Origin of the sequence: Bacillus sp. 007/AIA-02/001 (assembly GCF_004634455.1) — a bacterium.
In the GTDB taxonomy this organism is placed as follows: Bacteria; Bacillota; Bacilli; order Bacillales; family Bacillaceae_G; genus Bacillus_A; species Bacillus_A cereus.
The window spans coordinates 138,564-153,207 of record NZ_SEIY01000009.1; the positions used below are offsets into that span (position 1 = coordinate 138,564).

Sequence of the window (14,644 nt, forward strand, 5' to 3'; positions counted from 1 at the left end):
ACTTTAATCTAAATTTCTCACTTCAAATGGTAAAAGCGTTTGTTCAATCTGTTTTCTATGTTGTTCATATTGTTCCGGTAACTTTAATTCCTCACCCATCGTCTCTAACGATTCATCATGAGCGAAACCAGGAGGATCTGTTGCAATTTCAAATAAGATTTCACCATGTTCTCTAAAATAAATCGCGTTAAAATAATTTCGATCTTGTACAGGAGTTACGTGATATCCAAAACGCGACACATGCTCTTTCCAGTCTAGCTGATCAGCATCGTCACTCGCTCTCCAGGCAATATGATGAACTGTGCCAACGCCCATTTGGCCACGACCGATTGTTGATAATTTCAAATCAATAATATTTCCAATGTCAGCAGAAGAACGGAATCGAACAAATTCACCCTCTTCTCCAATTTTCTCAAGACCCATAATATGTTCTAACAATTCAGCTGTTTTTTGAGGCTGTGTAGATAAAAGAACAGCACCTCCAAACCCTTTAATTGCTACTTCTGGTGTAACTTCTCCAAAACTCCAATTATTTAATTCGCCTTTTTCTCTTTCAACTAATTCTATATGCAAACCATGCGGATCATCAAATTCTAAATACTGCTCTCCAAAACGAGTCATTTTTGTATACGAAACATCGAATTTTTCTAATCTATTTTCCCAAAACTCCATTGCACCTTTTGGTACAACGTAAGACGTAATTCCTACTTGACCATCTCCAATAATACCTTGACGAGCACCTGCCCATGGGAAAAACGTAATAATTGTTCCAGGCTTTCCTCCTTCATTTCCAAAATAAAGATGGTACGTACCTGGATCATCAAAATTCACTGTTTGTTTCACTAAACGTAACCCCAATACACCAGCATAAAAGTCTACATTTTCTTGTGGATGCCCTACAATCGCTGTAATATGATGGATTCCCATTGTTTTCTTTTCCATTTCTTCCACTCCTTTTTTATTTCATTATAAAAATTCTTTTACATTTAAATTCATTATTCATTTTGTCCATGCTACAAAGTAAAATCCGTCATTATAATTTTATCTCGAATTCGAGATATTAATCAAAAAATTACGTATCGGCGTCTAACCTATTGAATTATCTCGAATTCAAGATAATTCACAAAAAAAATTTGTTCGATTTATAACCATAATAAATTTTCATTATGAACATTATTTATCTCGAACTCAAGATTTATTATAAGTTACTTATTTTTTATTGTCAATAAGTCCTTACTTTCATTTTTCTTGTTTTCACTTATGGTTCCCTACCTTAACAAACATTTTTTGTTCTTTCAAGTGAACGAGCACTTTTCATTACATGTGAAAACCTTTATAAACGCCTTTATCCCAGTGGATTACAATGATTTTTCAAGAAATTAAAGTAATAATATTCAGAAAATTAAAGAGTGTTTTTTCACACCTTATTTTCATTCCTTTACCCGATAAATTTTAAAAACTAAAAGCCATACAAATGTATGACTTTTAGCTTATTGACGTCTCAAATTTTGCTTTCTCTACATATACTTTACGAAATTTCATATAGCATCCAATACGCCAAGGTACTATATAACAAACCGCAAGAGTGTAGAAAAGAATGCCGATTGACTTTGGATCTAGACCTTGTAAATGTCTTCTAAAATAAGCACGTAAAAGAACGATAACTAAAAATGTAGCAATAAAAGCGATACTTTTTTTTGCATAAATTTGACCATCTTCTCTGACTTCATACCCACTTAAAATAATAAGTGGAATTGACAATAACAGTCCGATCCCAGCAGCTATACCAATTTGCCAACCAGCAAGTTGTATAGCTGCTGCGTATAAAGAAAAACCTGGTAATAAGAAGAATAATGGCAATAGTAGTCGTCTTCCTTTATTATTAATTGGTCGATTCATAGAGCGCATGCGTCTAAATATAACGAGCCCTATGACGAGTAAAAAAATTGTAATACTGTACGAACCTTGCTGCAAGTGAATCTCTCCCTAAAAATAGTCATTTTCAAAAATACTCCCCTATTATACTCCTAATTTTTCCAAAAATATAATTATTCCTCTAAAAAATCTTACACATCAAATATACTTTTAGGTTTGATTTACTATAGGAAACAATTCCGAAAGAGGAACTACTCTCCCCACCTCGTCTTTAAACACAATATGCTCTCTAGTTAAATGGCGCGGGCTCTTCACTCCCGCCGCTGCCGCTAATGAAAATAAACTATATCTCATACTAATAATATAATTCATGACTCGCCACTTCTTCTCATACGGATCTAACGCTTTTTGATAATGCGGATTCGTCGTAGCTACACCAGATGGACATTGACCAGAATTACATTGAAGGGCCATAATACAGCCACTTGCCATCATAAACCCACGGGCTGAACTTACAGCATCCGCCCCAATCGCTAAAGCAATCGCCACTTTATCTGGTGTGATTAATTTACCCGATGCAAATACTTTAAACTTGTTACGGACACCATAATGGTTTGCTGTATCAATAAATGTAAGTAATGCTGGAATAAGCGGCAGTCCCATACAATCTGCCATCGATTTATACGTTGCCCCTGACCCGCCTTCTGAACCGTCGATTGTAATAAAATCTGGGTAAATGTTTAGTTCTTTCATTGTTTTTATTAAATCTTCCAAAGGCTCCTGCTGACCAATTACAATTTTCATTCCAACTGGTTTACCGCTGTTTTCTTGCAACTGTTGAATAAAACAAAGTGTATCCGCTGCATTCTTTAAAAATGAAAATCGATTCGGTGAATTAATCGTCTCTCCCTTTCGGACGTTGCGAACAAAAGCAATTTTCTCATTTACTTTTTGTCCCTCTAAATGACCACCACGTATTTTAGCACCTTGCCCAAATTTCAATTCGAATGCTCTAATATTACTTTCTTTCGCTTTCTCCATGAATTTTCCCATTGAAAAATTACCGTCTTCATCACGGTATCCAAATAACCCTGGACCAATTTGCGCAACGATACTCGCTCCTGTGTGTAAATGTTCTGGAATAACGCCACCTTCACCCGTATTAATCCACGATCCGCCTGCCATTTTTGCTCCAAAACCACTCGCTAAAATATAATTTTCTCCAATCGCACCGTAAGAAGTCGCAGATGCACCAAACATGCCATGTAGCTTCCACGGATATTTACGGTTCTCACCGACTATAATTGCATCATCTTCTTCGTACAGCCAAAGATTCGTTGTATCCGCTGTCAATTTTTCTCTTCTTGAAAATAACCCTTCTTTATGAATCACGTACTTTTTACCTTCCCGCTCTTGCGTGAGATTCACACTTAATTCCTCAGTTAATATCGGAAATAATGTATTAGCAATATAATATCCAGAAGCTTCAAAATCTCGTTTTGATCCAAAACCAAGTATTTCAGAGCGATATTTCGCTAAAAACATAACACTTTGAAAATCATAACGTGAGAAAGGCTTTCCATCCGTATCATGATCAAACCAATATTGTCGAAATTCAGGCCCTATCTTTTCCAGTAAGTAGCGCATTCTTCCTAAGTACGGATGTAATTTTAAAATAGAATGGTGTGTTCGTTTTTTTATAAAAAATGTAATGATAAAAAAGACGATTAAAAGCAACATTAAAAATAGTAATATACTAATAATAACGAGTAGCGTTTCACTCATCCCGCTTCCCCCTATGAAATTCCATAATAAAAGGAGAACACTCGATGTGCTCTCCTTTTATCTTTATTCATACTAACGTAGCAAGATGCTCTTTCGCGTCATATTCAACTAAACTTTCAGCGTGTTTAATTCGATGAACAAAGTCTGGATTAGCAATTAACGGTCTTCCGAATGCCGCTACATCAATCGTTCCTTCTTGCAACGCTTCTTCGGCCTCTTTCGGATTTAAATTACCAACCCCAACAATCGTACCATCCCAATATTTTCTTACTAGTTGATGAAAATTCTTTCCGTCAGCAATCTCTTGCGTATAATTCATCGTTGAAGGATGGATCATCGTTAACCCAACCTCTTTAAACATATTTATGAACGTTTCAATTGCAAACTCAGGATTTTCCCACATATAAGTAGGATTATCACCTTTGAAAGCAGAGAAACGAAGAAGTGTTTTATTAGCTCCAACAGCTTCTATTACAGCCGCCGTTACTTCTTTCATAAACGTTAACCTTTGTTTTAAATCACCGCCATATTTATCTGTTCGCTTATTCGCAAACTCATACGTAAATTGATCGATTAAATATCCGTGTGCACCGTGAATTTCTACTCCATCAAATCCAGCTTCGATCGCATTTTTCGCAGCTTGTGCGTATTGACCGATCACTTCTTGTATTTCTTCTAACGTCATTGCTTCTGGCGTATCAAACGGTTTACGAAAGCGTGGAACATTTCCCTCTGCAGCGATAGCCGATGGTGCTTGTGGCATTTGACCACCAATTATTTCATGATGACTCATACGCCCAACATGCCATATTTGAGCAATAATCGTCCCGCCTTCTTTATGTACTGCCTCTGTAACAGGTTTCCAAGAATCGATTTGTTCTTGTGTATAAATACCTGGTACTCCTGGGTTTCCTTTTGCTCTCGGACTAATGACAATTCCTTCTGTAATAATTAGTCCAATTCCATCCGCAGCACGTTTTCTGTAGTACTCCACTACATCAGCACCAACTACTCCAGTCTCATTATCTGCAAAGCATCTTGTCATCGGTGCCATCACTATACGATTACGAAGAGACCAAGCTCCAACTTGAATTGGATCAAACAACTTTGTTTCTTCAACGTTTTCAAAAAATCCCCCAGCATTTACATTTGTTCCTTCATAAATACTCGCTGCTTTATTACTTGAACTTGTCATTTTTCTTCCCCCCTAAAAAATCTTACTATAATCGCATCATACTTACTTTTAGATAGTAACGTCAATTTTTACGACTTTATAACAAAAAATTCGAATATTCAAAAACAAAACGCTGCAAATAATATTAAAAAGGTTTCCTTAGGAGGAAACCTTTTTTGTTGACCATATATGGCTGTCAATTCGTTTATCTCTTTAATAAAAAACACCTTATCAATAGAAGTGAAAATGGTTCAGTATTCTTCTAAAAATAATAACTTATATACCTAAAACAATGAAAGCCCTACCTCTCTTTCATCCTTACGGCTCCTCGTCCGTGCCAGTGTGAATCAGGATTGCAAAAATCAAGTAACTATTTTATCGAAGTATTCAATTAAACTTCGAACATTCATAAATGAAATTAAAAAATAAAAATGGATTTGATTGTAGTAATAACAATAGAGGTAATGCTCTAAAAGTGGTTTGAAAGAGTTGAATGTCTTTGAAATGATAAATTTTCTATAATTATGTTCCCAAAAAATTCAAGATCTTTTTTGGGATATAATACATTATTTGTAATGAACCTTAACAAAAGCTTTTTATCTGATTTTCTGTGATACCTTCAATTAATCCCAGTTCACTAATCAAAAATTCATATGCGTTATCTAACATCTTCTTTTCGCTTGCATTAAGTGCTTTTTCTTTCTGTATACGCATTAAATCACGCACAACTTCAGCACCTTCTTGCATTTTACCCGTCTTTATTTTATCAGTGTTCAATTTATACCTTTGTTTCCACGTAAGTAATCTATCTGATTCCCCATGTTGAAAAATATCCATTATGTGTGCTAATGCGGTTATATCCGTAACTGGTCGTATATTCGAATTCAATATTCTCCCTGCTGGAATCATTAGTTCCATATTACTAGCCGACATTTTTATAACATAATACTGTTGTTTTTCTCCTGAGATTTCCTTCTCTTCTATGGCTTTAATTATACCTGCTCCCTGCATTGGATAAACAATATTATCACCAATTTGAAACAAATAATCCACCTCCATATATGGTAACCTTCTCAAGCTTAACATACTTTTAGTTTTTTAGCAAAATTTTTATTTTATCATAAAATTATTTTACGAGTCAATACTTCAGAAGCAAGAAATTAAATTTACACAATACACTATAAAAATCGCAATTCCATTAACGGTTCCACACACATTCATTCTCCTTTAACACAAAAACACATCACTACATTTAAGTAGTGATGTGTTTTTGATAAGGCATAAATAAATATCTACTTTTCCGTCTATATACTAACCTGTTTGCTAACTGTTTCCCTCGCTAAAAGAAAACTCATAATCACTTGCGCTGCTACTCTACTCGTCATATCTCTGAAATCAAGAGTTGGATCAATCTCTACTATATCCATCCCTTGAACGAGCGATTCTTTACCAAGGAATTCAATCGCATCTAGTAAAGTCGTACTATCCATCCCACCAGGCCCAATTGCTGGACAACCTGGTGCAAACGCTTGGTCTAGCACATCCATATCAAGAGAAATATAAATAGAAGTCACACCTTGATTTCTTAATACTTCAATACTTTCCGTGATAATATCTTTTATTTCTCGCTCTCGTACGTCTTTCATTGTATACACTGTTACACCATGCTCTATTGCATATTCATGGTACGCACGTGCATTAGAAAAATTACGAATTCCAATTTGAACAAGTTGTTTTCCAGTAATGACATCATTTTCTAGTAAACTACGGAATGGTGTACCATTTGACGGGCCTCCATCATCTAAATTACGTAAATCATGATGAGCATCAAATTGAATAATTCCGACCTTTCCTTTACTGTTTGCAAAACCTGTTATACTCGGAAAACTAATCGAGTGGTCACCGCCAAGAACGATTGGTATCACGTTCGGGTTTACTTTCGTTACATGCCCAACTGTTTTCGCAATTCGTTTATGACTTTCTTTTATATCCGTCACATGCATCGTAATATCGCCGCAATCATATAAGACACTTTCTTTCATATCGTGTTCTTCTGTAATTGCATATGTGCTATATGCATCTAACATCGCACGAATTGTTTTTGGCGCAAAACTCGCTCCTGAATGACTAATAGACGGTTTAGAAAGGGGTGCTCCAATTAAGGCAGCACCGAATATTTCCACACCTTCCTCCCAATCTTTAATCATCTCACTCCATTTCGTCACTTCACGATCAATAAACTTTGCATTTTTCTTTAAATAGTGGCCGTGCTCCACGATTGTTCACCTCTTGTATATGCAATATTACCATTCTTCCATACTGTATTCACATGACTTACGCCGTAATGATACGGTACGTAAGCATAATTGTAAGCATCCCATAAAACTAAATCTGCCTTACGACCAACTCTAATTTTCCCAGCTACATCACCACGGTTAATGGCATATGATGAGTTAACCGTTACGGCATTCCAAACTTCTTCTGGTGTCATTTTCAATTTTAGCATCGCAATGCTCATAATAAGCTGAATATTTTCAGTTGGACAGCTACCTGGGTTAAAGTCTGTAGCTAACGCAACTGCAACACCTTCATCAATCATTTTACGTCCACGAGCAAAGCTTTCTTTATTTAAATAGAAAGTTGTTCCTGGTAATAAAGTTGCTACTGTATTAGAATTTGCAAGCATTTCAATTCCTTTATCAGAAGCACCAACTAAATGGTCCGCTGATGCTGCACCGATTTCTGCCGCTGCTTCCGCACCACCAAGAGGGTCGATTTCATCTGCATGAATTTTTACATCAAAGCCAAGCTCTTTCGCTTTTAATAAAAATTCTTTTGATTCTTCTACAGAGAACACACCTGTTTCACAGAAAATATCAACGAACTCCGCTAATTGCTTCTCTTTCATTTCTGGTAGTAGGTCTAACATCCATTGTAAAAATTCTTTCGATCTACCTTTATACTCTTTCGGAACTGCATGAGCACCTAAAAATGTTGAAACTAAATCGATCGGATGCTCTTTTTGTAATTGTGCTGTTGCCTCTAATTGTTTCCATTCCGTCTCATCATCTAATCCGTAACCACTCTTCGCTTCTACAGTAGTAACTCCGAAAGATAGCATACGGTCTAAATGGAATTTCGCTTTTTGAACAAGTTCTTCTTTCGACGCCTGTTTCGTTGCATTTACAGTTGAAAGTATGCCTCCGCCTTGTTCTAAAATTTCTAAGTACGGAACTCCTTGTAGTTTTAGTGCGATTTCATTTTCACGAGATCCACCAAATACAAGATGAGTATGCGGGTCAACGAGACCAGGAGAAACCATTTTCCCGCCGCAATCAATAACTTCTCTCGCTTGTAATCCTTTCGCTTCTTCCGCTGTTCCAACGAAAGTAATTACACCATTTTCAATTCCAACCGCACCATTTTCGATAACAGGAAGCGTGTTCATCGCTTCCCGTCTTAACAAGCCATCTTCTTGATCCATTGTTAGTAATTGACCGATATTTATTAGTAAAGTGTCCAGCATGTTTTCTCCTCCTTATTTCATCATCGGAATGTTAACGCCTTTTTCTTTCGCAGTTTCCACAGCTAAGTCATACCCTGCATCCACGTGACGAACAACACCCATACCAGGGTCAGAAGTTAATACGCGCTCAATTCGTTTTGCTGCTGCTTCTGTTCCATCTGCAACGATAACCATTCCCGCATGAAGTGAATAACCCATACCAACGCCACCACCGTGGTGAACAGATACCCAGCTTGCACCGTTTACACTATTAATTAATGCATTTAAAATTGGCCAGTCAGCTACTGCATCACTACCATCTTTCATCGCTTCTGTTTCACGATTTGGAGATGCTACTGATCCACAATCTAAATGGTCACGACCGATAACGATTGGTGCTGATAATTCACCATTTGCAACCATTTCATTAATGATGCGACCAAATTTCGCTCGCTCACCGTAACCAAGCCAACAAATACGTGATGGAAGCCCTTGGAATTCAACTTGTTGACGTGCCATACGAATCCAGTTACATAAATGTTCATTATCAGCGAACTCACGTAAAATTACTTCGTCTGTTTTATAAATATCTTCTGGATCACCAGAAAGTGCTACCCAGCGGAATGGTCCTTTTCCTTCGCAGAATAATGGACGGATAAATGCTGGAACGAATCCTGGGAAATCGAATGCATTTTTCAAACCTTCATCGAAAGCAACTTGGCGAATGTTATTTCCGTAATCAAATGTAATTGCGCCTTTTTCTTGCATAGCAAGCATTGCTTCCACATGTTTTGTCATACTTTCTTTTGATAATTGTACGTAGCGTTCTGGATCTTCTTCACGAAGTTTCGCTGCTTCTTCTAACGTGTAGCCTACTGGAATATAACCGTTTAATGGATCATGAGCAGATGTTTGATCTGTAACTAAGTCTGGTGTAATATTGCGCTTCACTAGTTCTGGTAAAATTTCTGCCGCATTTCCTAATAAACCAATAGAAATCGGTTCTTTCTTCTCTTTATACTCGTTCGCAACCGTTAACGCTTCTTCTAATGATTCTGTATACATATCACAGTATCTCTTTTCAATACGACGATCGATGCTGCGCTTATCAACATCAATAGCAATGACAACACCGCCGTTCATCGTTACAGCAAGAGGTTGTGCACCACCCATACCACCTAAACCAGCAGTAAGTGTTAATGTACCTTTTAATGAACCATCGAAATGTTGACGAGCTGCTTCACCAAATGTTTCATATGTTCCTTGTAGAATCCCTTGCGTTCCAATGTAAATCCAGCTACCAGCTGTCATTTGTCCGTACATCATAAGACCTTTTTTCTCTAGTTCTCGGAAGTGATCCCAGTTTGCCCATTTTGGTACTAAGTTTGAGTTCGCTAACAAAACGCGAGGTGCATCTTCATGTGATTTAAAAATGGCAACTGGCTTTCCTGATTGAACAAGTAACGTTTCATCGCTTTCTAACGTTTTTAATGAATCTACAATCGCCTGATAACTTTCCCAGTTACGAGCTGCACGGCCAATTCCGCCATATACAACTAATTCTTCTGGTTTTTCAGCAACTTCAGGATCTAAATTGTTCATTAACATACGAAGTGCAGCTTCTTGCACCCACCCTTTCGTTTGTAACTCTGTACCTCTTGGCGCGCGAATTGTTTGTTGTACTTTTTCCATTTCAATCTCTCCCTTTTCTCATTTTATAGTGCTGCGTTTACATCTAATCTTTCTTTTATCGAATAATTCGTTTTTAACCAATGCGCAATATTTTCAATATCTGTTGAGAATATACGGTCATTTTTAATAGATGGCACCTGCTGACGACCTTGATGGTAGAAGCTCTTCGTCACTGTACTCATGTTTTCAATTCCGCGATATTCTGCTGCTTGCATCGCACAAATCATCTCAATAGAAAGAACACGTCTTGCATTTTGAATAATCTGATGTGCATGGCGTGAAGCAATTGTTCCCATACTTACATGATCTTCTTGGTTAGCAGAAGACGGAATTGAATCTACACTCGCCGGATGTGCCAACGTTTTATTTTCAGAAACTAGTGACGCTGCAGCATATTGCATAATCATTGCACCAGACTGAAGTCCTGGTTCTGGACTTAAAAATGGTGGTAAATCATTTAATTGCGGATTCACTAAACGCTCAATACGGCGCTCCGAAATATTTGCAAGTTCTGCCATTCCTACTTTTAAGAAGTCCATCGCAAACGCAATCGGTTGACCATGGAAATTCCCGCCCGAAATTACTTTTTCCCCACCATCAAAGATAAGCGGATTATCTGTTGCTGCATTCATTTCAATTTCTAATTTTTCTTTCACATAATTTAAAACTTGCCAAGAAGCACCGTGTACTTGCGGGATACAGCGAAGTGAATAGGCATCCTGTACACGTAGTTCTCCTTGTTTTGTTGTTAATTTACTATCATGAAGAATGTCACGAATTCTGCTCGCTACTTCCACTTGCTCTTTATAACCACGTGCTTTATGAACATTTTCATCAAATGCATCAATAATGCCTTGTAACCCTTCAATTGTCATCGAAGCAATTAGTTCAGCTTGATACGCCGTTGCTTCTGCTTCTATATAAGAAAGAACTCCTTGTGCTGTCATCGCCTGCGTACCATTAATTAACGCAAGACCTTCTTTTGCTTCAAGTTCAATTGGCTCAAGCCCTTCTTCTGTAAGAGCAACCATTGCATGAACGCGTTTCCCCTTATAGAACACTTCACCTTCGCCTAATAATACGAGCGCAAGATGAGATAAAGGTGCTAAATCGCCACTTGCACCAAGTGAACCTTGTTGCGGAACGACTGGATGAATTTTACGGTTTACAAACTCAAGAAGCATATTTACAACAAGCGGCCTAACACCAGATACTCCTTTAAGCATCGTGTTCGCTCGTAAAATTAACATTCCACGCGATACTTCTTCCGGGAATGGATCACCAATCCCACATGCATGTGACTGAATTAAATTATGTTGAAGTGCCTTTACATCATCTTTTTGGATAAGCACATCACTAAACTTTCCAAATCCAGTTGTAATTCCGTAAACGACTTTTCCGTCCTCTACAATTTTCTCAACTACTTCGCGGCACTCCGCTACCTTTTGCATACTAGTTGGACAAGCTGTTACACCTTCTCCTTCCAGTAATAAACTCTTCATTTCTTCAACTGTCAATGTATGTCCTGTTAACGTAATCATCATTTTTCCTCCTTAAAAAGGCAAAAGGGGACCTTATCTTTTTAAGACAGACTTCTGTCCTAAAAAAGTAAGGCCCCCTTCTAACTAATAGACTATGGGCAAATCATATGTGATTAATTCCTAAACCAATCGCCTCATGCTCAGATCCTTTTACAGGTGCACCAATCGTTCCATATAATGCAACAGCAACCCATTCGCCTTCTTTTTTTCCGTCGTATGGTGTACCGCGCACAATCGCAAAACGAAGTCCTACTGTACGAAGAACGTCTGCTAACTGAATTTGACCTCTCGTCACTCCGTACAAAGCTTCCATAATTGCATGATAAAGTGCATGTGTTTCTCTGTAAACATCTGTTTCAATAACTTGGTTGCTTTTAGCCGCTGTTTCCATTGCTGCGACAACCTTTTGCGAATTCATCGAACCCACTTTCCCCGTACAATACTTCCAACCTTTTGGAATGGATAATACAGGACTTTCATTCTCATCCGCAAGTGCCAACAGCATGGCCATACGACCAATTCGATGTGTTCCTTGAAGAAGCATGTGACTCTCTCATTTCTTTTGAATTATTTGAATATTACTTAATTTAAGAATATATGAAAACGTTTAAATCGTCAATAGTTTAAACTCACATTCAAACAATTTTTTCATCCCCTCCATTTGTGTACACAAATGATTTACACAAAATTTCCAAGCATGCTATAGTCTCACTAACAGATGCAAAGGGGCGAAATTTCAGTGACAAAACGAAAAGATATTCATTTTCGAATTGAAGAGAAATTACTTAAAAGGTTTGAATCAGCACTCCATTACGAAGGTTTAAAGAAAACAGATGTATTAACACATGCAATCCAACAATTTTGCACAAAGGTGGAATGTGACAAAATGAATGATGTAAAACGTCAGTATAACGTTAGCAACCATTTACAAACACGCATCGACACACATACACATTACGAAGAAAAACACGTAGATTTAGATAAGATCGTCATTGAACATTTACAACTTCAAGGGGAAGAAAATATATTAGAGGTTGGGTGCGCTAGTGGAAAATTCCTTTCCCTTTTACAAACAAATGGTCATAAAGGCCCATTAACCGGGTTTGATCAATCCGAAGCTATGCTTGCTGAAGCTGCTAAAACAAATAACTTAATAGAATGGAAACGAGGGGATGCTAGTAAACTTCCTTTCGAAACAAATTGTTATGACCTAATAATTGCAAGACATATGTTATACCATGTGAAAGATGTTGAAAAAACGATTCAAGGATTCCATAAAGTAATTCGTCCTAGCGGAACACTTTTAGCTACAACAAATTCTAGCGTTACACTACCTCGTATAGTTGAAATGTGTAACCGTATGTTAGACGCATTTGATTTACCGAAAACAACATCATCAGTCATTCCATTTTGTTTAGAAAACGGTAAAGAGATATTACAATCTGTTTTTCCAACTGTTGAAGAAACAGTTATTCATAATGCTCTCGTTTTTCATCATGCTACTCCGATTGTAAACTATATTTCTAGCATGTTTCCGTCGCTAAATATACCTGATAATACATACCTTCACGCGGAAATGAAGGTATGGCTAAAAGAAGAAGTAGAAAATGAATTGTCACTTCATAACGGTATATGGCGTGACCCAAAAACGTTAGTAATTTATCGGTGTCAAAAAGAAAAAAGCTAGCATTTGCTAGCTTTTACACGTTTTCTCGTAAAAGTTTCTCCATTACTACATTACCTTTACCACAATAAAAATCTGTATTATGTTCGTCTGCCACTCCAAAATAAGAGGCAATTGCTATTCCAAATGGTACAAATGCATGCCCTTGTGCTGTAATGATATTTGAGTGTTGCACAACTTCTTCATACACGAAATTTTCTACTGGAAAACAATCAAATTTTTGATAATCTATAGTCGCAGTATAAGAAATCCCTTTAAATAACCCTGCTTTTGCTAGTGCATACGGTCCAGCACAAATTGCCGCCACTAATTTTTCTTGTTCATGAAATTGACGAATGATTGAAAAAAGAGGTTTTGCATCTTCCAACTGTCCTTCTTCTCCACCTGGAATAAGTATCCCCTCATACTCATCTACACGTGCTTCACTTACTTCTATATGCGGCTGCACTTGCAATCCAGTTTCACTTATAACCAATTCTTTAGTTAAGCCCGCTGTAATGATTTCATATTTATTTTTCAGCAATGCCGTTGCTACTGTTATTTCAAACTCTGCAAATGTTGAGTATACAAATAAAAGTATTTTTTTCATAGCTCTCTCTCCTTTAACCAGTCCATAAAATATACCTCTAAATCGTCCACTGTTAATCTATTCGTGTCCACATAAGTTACAGGAAATTGTTTATACCAGTCTTTTTCAGTTTCTACTAATTTAAATTGCTCCGCAAACGTACTTCTGTTTCTTGTTCTATCATTATTTTTTCTATCATATACATTCTTTTTCGTAACATCTAAGTAAAAAATCACATCCGAACGGCATGCTCTTAATTTATATAATTCATCTTTCAATTCAGTTTCTATATCCCACTCTTCTCCTATAATCGTTGGATAAAAGAGTGTAAAGAACTCAATGTCTTCTGGTCCGCGATCAAAAATTACGACTGAATCTTTCACATTTTGAAACTCCTTTATTTTTGCTTCCATAAACATTTTTTGATTCATAATAAACCCTACTTTTGAATTCATATCTAAATTCAATTTTTTTCGCTTCTCTACAATTGGATATGGATTTTCATATATAACTCGAAACCCTCTCTTTTCTAACCTTTTTGCTAATGTTGTTTTTCCGCTAGCCATCGGCCCTTGCAGTGAAATTACGTATGCCACACCTCTCATTCCCTTACACTTTAGTACACCTATAATATACAGAATCTTGAAAACTCTCAACATTATATATATCATCTTGTTTCTTATTCATATCTAACTTATAATGAAAAATAGAGATTATGACGGACGCATCAATAATGTAAGCTTGGAAATCCAAGCTTACATTATTTTTTGCTTTCCCTTTTCTAATAAAAAGAGTATACTAGATTAGAACGTATGTTCTT

General features: G+C 36.8%; 13 protein-coding genes. 1 reads left to right on the forward strand and 12 read right to left on the reverse strand.

The genetic code is table 11. The annotated features are described in order from the left end of the window. Positions 1-3: 3 nt before the first annotated feature. From ES895_RS18285 to hutP, 10 genes are all read right to left on the reverse strand, one after another. Positions 4-942 (reverse strand): ring-cleaving dioxygenase, encoded by a 939-nt coding sequence (locus ES895_RS18285; RefSeq protein WP_000412731.1) that lies wholly within the window; start codon positions 940-942, stop codon positions 4-6. A 543-nt stretch (positions 943-1,485) separates the two neighbouring features. Next, positions 1,486-1,974: a cytochrome c biogenesis protein CcdC gene (locus tag ES895_RS18290; RefSeq protein WP_002103478.1), complete on the reverse strand. Its 489-nt coding sequence runs from the start codon at positions 1,972-1,974 to the stop codon at positions 1,486-1,488. 111 nt (positions 1,975-2,085) lie between these two features. Further along, the gene (locus ES895_RS18295; protein ID WP_000005165.1) at positions 2,086-3,660 is read right to left on the reverse strand and encodes an FMN-binding glutamate synthase family protein; all 1,575 of its coding nucleotides are present in this window, start codon (positions 3,658-3,660) and stop codon (positions 2,086-2,088) included. A gap of 67 nt (positions 3,661-3,727) precedes the next feature. After that, positions 3,728-4,855 carry an alkene reductase gene (locus ES895_RS18300; protein WP_000204588.1) on the reverse strand — a complete coding sequence of 376 codons (1,128 nt, stop codon included), beginning with the start codon at positions 4,853-4,855 and terminating at the stop codon, positions 3,728-3,730. Positions 4,856-5,416: 561 nt separating this feature from the next. Then, on the reverse strand, positions 5,417-5,878 hold the full coding sequence (locus ES895_RS18305; protein ID WP_170317877.1) for a CarD family transcriptional regulator: 462 nt from the start codon (positions 5,876-5,878) through the stop codon (positions 5,417-5,419). A 260-nt stretch (positions 5,879-6,138) separates the two neighbouring features. After that, complete coding sequence (gene hutG, locus ES895_RS18310; protein WP_000399831.1) at positions 6,139-7,110, reverse strand: formimidoylglutamase; 972 nt, start codon at positions 7,108-7,110, stop codon at positions 6,139-6,141. Continuing rightward, complete coding sequence (gene hutI, locus ES895_RS18315; RefSeq protein WP_000887540.1) at positions 7,089-8,360, reverse strand: imidazolonepropionase; 1,272 nt, start codon at positions 8,358-8,360, stop codon at positions 7,089-7,091. The genes hutG and hutI overlap by 22 nt, the downstream gene beginning before the upstream one ends. Before the next feature lie 12 nt (positions 8,361-8,372). Then, positions 8,373-10,031, reverse strand: a complete 1,659-nt coding sequence (gene hutU, locus ES895_RS18320) for a urocanate hydratase (protein WP_000416946.1) — start codon at positions 10,029-10,031, stop codon at positions 8,373-8,375. Between the two features lie 23 nt (positions 10,032-10,054). Beyond that, on the reverse strand, positions 10,055-11,572 hold the full coding sequence (hutH, locus tag ES895_RS18325) for a histidine ammonia-lyase (protein WP_000631881.1): 1,518 nt from the start codon (positions 11,570-11,572) through the stop codon (positions 10,055-10,057). A 103-nt stretch (positions 11,573-11,675) separates the two neighbouring features. Continuing rightward, positions 11,676-12,116 (reverse strand): hut operon transcriptional regulator HutP, encoded by a 441-nt coding sequence (hutP, locus tag ES895_RS18330; RefSeq protein WP_000926516.1) that lies wholly within the window; start codon positions 12,114-12,116, stop codon positions 11,676-11,678. A 195-nt stretch (positions 12,117-12,311) separates the two neighbouring features. On the opposite strand from hutP, the gene ES895_RS18335 reads away from it, so the two are divergent. After that, positions 12,312-13,259, forward strand: a complete 948-nt coding sequence (locus ES895_RS18335; RefSeq protein ID WP_000166779.1) for a class I SAM-dependent methyltransferase — start codon at positions 12,312-12,314, stop codon at positions 13,257-13,259. 13 nt (positions 13,260-13,272) lie between these two features. Here ES895_RS18335 and ES895_RS18340 read toward each other — a convergent pair whose 3' ends face one another. Then, positions 13,273-13,845: a DJ-1/PfpI family protein gene (locus ES895_RS18340; RefSeq protein WP_000722228.1), complete on the reverse strand. Its 573-nt coding sequence runs from the start codon at positions 13,843-13,845 to the stop codon at positions 13,273-13,275. After that, positions 13,842-14,429, reverse strand: coding sequence for an AAA family ATPase (locus ES895_RS18345; RefSeq protein ID WP_002000475.1), 588 nt, complete (start codon positions 14,427-14,429; stop codon positions 13,842-13,844). The genes ES895_RS18340 and ES895_RS18345 overlap by 4 nt, the downstream gene beginning before the upstream one ends. Between the last annotated feature and the right edge of the window lie 215 nt (positions 14,430-14,644).